1 protein-coding gene and 1 rRNA gene are annotated in these 2,870 nt (G+C 40.6%); one reads left to right on the forward strand and one right to left on the reverse strand.

Going from position 1 to position 2,870, the window contains the following annotated elements:
* Positions 1-112: ribosomal RNA gene (locus ABZA00_RS16770) — 16S ribosomal RNA — on the reverse strand; the annotation flags it as partial.
* Positions 113-564: 452 nt separating this feature from the next.
* On the opposite strand from ABZA00_RS16770, the gene rapA reads away from it, so the two are divergent.
* Positions 565-2,870, forward strand: a 2,306-nt coding sequence (gene rapA, locus ABZA00_RS16775; RefSeq protein ID WP_372883295.1) for an RNA polymerase-associated protein RapA, incomplete at its 3' end; no start/stop codon positions are given.

Genomic DNA, 2,870 nt, shown 5'->3' on the forward strand with positions numbered 1-2,870 from the left:
CCGTCCGCCACTCGTCAGCAAAATAGCAAGCTATTTCCTGTTACCGTTCGACTTGCATGTGTTAAGCCTGCCGCCAGCGTTCAATCTGAGCCATGATCAAACTCTTCAATTTATAGTTTAATTTGCATCTTGCGATGCGACTCAATATTACTGACTAAAACGAAAGTACCGAAATACTTTTGTTATTCTGAATTAATGAATTAATTCGTGTGTCATTCTATTGATATAGTGCCTAGTAACTAGGACTTATTTGAAATCATATCAACAATGAATGTCCACACAGATTGTTTGATTAAATTGTTAAAGAGCTTTCAGTCACCGGCCAACTTGCGTCATGCCCCGTGTCTGTGGGTGCGCATTATAGGGATTCAAATTACATTGGCAAGCATTTATTGACAATAAAATTTCAACCGCCTATTTATTAAACAACTGCAAGTATTCTTTCATTTATATGAGGAATCTAAAAGAATCTCTGTTTTTCTTAATTATCACTAGTACCTATTAATCCGATTTAGGTAACATAGCGCCCCTTTCTTGTTTAAGTTTTATTTTGAGTGGTACTTTATGATATTTTCTTTGGGTCAACGTTGGATTAGTGATGCGGAATCTGAATTAGGATTAGGCACTATTGTCGCTTTAGAAGGACGTATGTTGACGTTATTATTTGCTGCTTCCGGTGAACAGCGTTTGTACTCTGTTTCTGAAGCTCCGATTACACGTGTTCGTTTTAATGTCGGGGATGAGATCCTCAGTCATGATGAGTCAAAACTGTTAGTGACTGAAGTGGTTGAAAACGATAACTTAATAACCTATATCGGAACGCGTGTTGATAATGGCGACCCCAGTGAATTAAAAGAAACTTTTTTAAATAACTTTATCAAGTTTAATAAACCACAAGATAAACTTTTCGCAGGTCAAATTGATAAATTTGAGCGTTTTGTACTTCGTTATAAGTCATTAACCAATCAGCATGAGCAACAACAATCCAAACAACGTGGTTTATTAGGTGCCCGCGTAGATCTTATTCCGCATCAGTTTTATATCGCCGAAGAAGTGGGTAAACGTCATGCGCCTCGTGTTTTATTAGCCGATGAAGTAGGTTTGGGTAAAACCATTGAAGCGGGTTTAATCATCCACCAACAGTTAATCACCGGTCGGGCGAAACGAGTATTGATTGTTTTACCTGAAAATTTACAGCATCAGTGGTTAGTTGAGATGATGCGCCGCTTTAATTTACATTTCAGTATGTTTGATGATTCACGTTGTAATGATGCTTACCTTGATTCTGTTAATCCTTTTGAGACTGAACAATTAGTCCTGTGCAGTATTAATTTATTACGCAAAAAAAATCATTTCGAAAATGCATTAGAAGCCGAATGGGATCTGTTGATCGTTGATGAAGCACATCACCTTATTTGGGACAAAGAAAAACCCAGCCGTGAATATCAGGTTGTTGAAGCCTTAGCACAAAGTATTCCTGGTGTTTTACTGCTTACGGCAACCCCGGATCAACTTGGCCATGAAAGTCATTTCGCACGTTTGCGCTTATTAGATTCAAATCGTTTCTTTGATTACCAAAAATTTGTTGAAGAAGAAGCAAGTTACAAACCGGTTGCGAGCGCAATTAACGAATTGCTGGAAAACGATCAACTTTCCAATGATTCAAAAAACAGTATTACCGAACTGCTCAATGAGCAGGACGTGCAACCGCTATTTAATATTATTGATGATCTTACACTGGAAAATAGTGAGCGCCAGTCTGCACAACATGAATTGATCAACAACTTATTAGACCGTCACGGTACCGGGCGTTTGTTATTCCGTAATACCCGCTCAGCCATCCAGGGCTTCCCAAAACGCTGCCTGAAAAGCATTAGCCTGCCTCTGCCTGAGCAGTACAAAACCGCCATTAAAGTGTCCAAGATGCTACCTTCAGGCTCCCTCAAGGAACAAGCTTTCAGTGCACTTTATCCAGAGCAGATTTACCAGGCATTTGAAGGTGATAAAAGCAATTCATGGTGTGCCTTTGATCCGCGTATCACTTGGTTAATTGATCTTATTCAACAGCTAAAAGGGGAAAAGATCCTCATTATTGCAGCACAAGCTGAAACTGCGTTAGCACTTGAAGAAGCATTACGTACCAAAGAAGCAATTAAAGCGGCCGTTTTCCATGAAGGTTTATCCTTAATTGAACGCGATAAAGCAGCCGCCTATTTTGCTCAAACAGAAGACGGCGCGCAAGTGATGCTCTGTTCTGAAATAGGATCTGAAGGACGTAACTTCCAGTTCGCTCACCACCTGGTTTTATTTGATCTGCCGATGAATCCGGATCTACTTGAGCAGCGCATCGGACGCTTGGACAGGATAGGTCAGCGTTGTGATATTCAAATCTATACACCATTCCTGAAAGGGACATCACAGGAGTATCTGCAGCACTGGTATGAACAGGGATTGCAAGCTTTCACGCAAACCACCCCTACCGGTCATACGATTTTTGAATTGATTAAAGATGATCTGATTAATTTACTCGCGACGGGTGAAAATGCAAATGGTGAATTAGATAAATTAATAAAAACAACCCGCACTCATAATGACAAGCTCAAAAAACAGCTTGAGCAAGGGCGCGACAAATTATTGGAGATCAACTCCAGCGGTATCCTGCATCAAAGTGATTTACTCGATGATATTATGGAGATTGATCAGAAACCGGATTTTACTCAGTTTGCACTGCAGCTATTTGACGTTGTCGGAGTGCAGCAGGAAGATAAAGGTGAGCACTGTTTAGTGATCCGCCCTACTGATCATATGCTGACTGCTGACTTTCCGGGACTGCCTGAAGAAGGCGCGACGGTGACCTTTAACCGACATAC

Origin of the sequence: Psychromonas sp. (assembly GCF_041586535.1) — a bacterium.
Classification (GTDB): Bacteria; Pseudomonadota; Gammaproteobacteria; order Enterobacterales; family Psychromonadaceae; genus Psychromonas.